The organism is Bacillus taeanensis, from assembly GCF_003318295.1.
Taxonomy (GTDB): Bacteria; Bacillota; Bacilli; order Bacillales; family UBA6769; genus Maribacillus; species Maribacillus taeanensis.
Genome location: NZ_QOCW01000053.1, coordinates 1 through 1,511 on the forward strand (window position 1 = coordinate 1; position 1,511 = coordinate 1,511).

The 1,511-nt window shown below is 36.0% G+C and carries 3 protein-coding genes; all 3 read right to left on the minus strand.

The annotated features are described in order from the left end of the window. On the minus strand, positions 1–829 hold an 829-nt coding region (locus DS031_RS23265), incomplete at its 3' end, for an alanine/glycine:cation symporter family protein (RefSeq protein ID WP_142675819.1). Positions 830–924: 95 nt separating this feature from the next. Then, a complete protein-coding gene (locus tag DS031_RS23270; RefSeq protein ID WP_113808527.1) occupies positions 925–1,068 on the minus strand; it encodes a sporulation histidine kinase inhibitor Sda in 144 nt (47 codons plus the stop codon). 186 nt (positions 1,069–1,254) lie between these two features. Then, positions 1,255–1,511, minus strand: a 257-nt coding sequence (locus DS031_RS23275) for a glutaminase (protein ID WP_181833303.1), incomplete at its 5' end; no start/stop codon positions are given.

The following is a 1,511-nucleotide window of genomic DNA, read 5'->3' on the forward strand; positions in this document are numbered from 1 at the left end:
TACCTGCTTCGTTAGAGAACAAACCGCGCTTGATTCCTTGCATCATTGCAGCACCTAATCCGCCGCCAAAAGCTTGTTCTAAACCAAAGGCACTTTTAAAAATAAGAACAAAGACAGCAGGAATCTCTGTAATATTCATAACAATTATAAATAATGCAACAACCATATAAAGCCCCGCCATTACGGGCACCAGCAGTTCAGCTGCTTTAGCAATTCTTTTAATACCGCCAAAGATCATAATTGCAGTCACAATTGTAATCACTAATCCTGTCCAAATAGGATTAAGACCAAAGGCGGTTTCAAAAGCGTTTGTAATTGTATTTGCTTGTACAGAGTTAAATGCAAGACCGAACGCAATACTAATGCTGATTGCAAAAAGAATACCCATCCAGCGCGCATTTAACGCTTTTTCCATGTAGTATGCTGGACCTCCCCGGAAAGTACCTGCACTATTATCTTGGACTTTATATATTTGCGCTAATGTCGCTTCTACAAAAGCAGATGCGGAACCTACAAGGGCAATAATCCACATCCAGAAAACGGCACCAGGTCCACCAACCGTAATCGCCAGTGCGACACCTGCTAAATTCCCCGTACCTACACGCGATGCTGTACTAATACAAAATGCCTGAAAGGATGAAACGCCTTTTTTTTCAGAAGATGATACTGCTCCTTCCCTTAATAGATGGAACATTTCCCTAATTAAACGAAATTGCACAAATTTTGTTTTAAATGAAAAGTAAATACCACCTCCAATTAACATAACAATTAAGGCATAACTCCAAAGAAAATTATTAAAATCTGTTATCAGCCAGTCTATAATACCCATGCCATCTCTCCTTCTTATTTTTATTATTTTAAATAAATGCCGTTTATTCCTTCGACATGTAATACTAATGATGCTTGTTTTGGCATTTATCCGTTTTATACGGCTTTTAATGTTAAATTTCTTCTGGACATTTCATTTTCTAATAAATTAATAAAATCAGAATCAACCTTTAACAAAACTGATTTCACATAAATATCTATCAAATAATCATTACTTATCATTTGGATTGCTTTAGTCAAAATTATTTCCACCTTATAAGATGCTATATTTTTATAGGTTGTTCGAAAAACGAGTGGATTAATATTCTAACTTCTACCTTTTATCCTATTAGGTTTAATTAATCGTTTGAATAGTCAGAAAAATAACTTTGAATAATGTTGTCGTCTGAAATCAGTTATCACAGTTTCATTTTTTAATGACAGCTATTAGAAAAGACTTAGATCCCATTTTTGTGCGATATGTTTAAGTAACATAACGCCTGCTAGACTATTACCATATTCGTCAATAGCCGGTCCATAAATCCCTATACCACAGCCATCTTGAAAAGGTACTTCTTGCCGACTCCTTGGAGGAACTAATGTCATAATCCCTCCTGAGACTCCACTCTTGGCCGGCATTCCAACAAAAGCTGCAAATTTACCTGAAGCATTGTACATTCCACAAGTCAGCATTAAACTTTTCG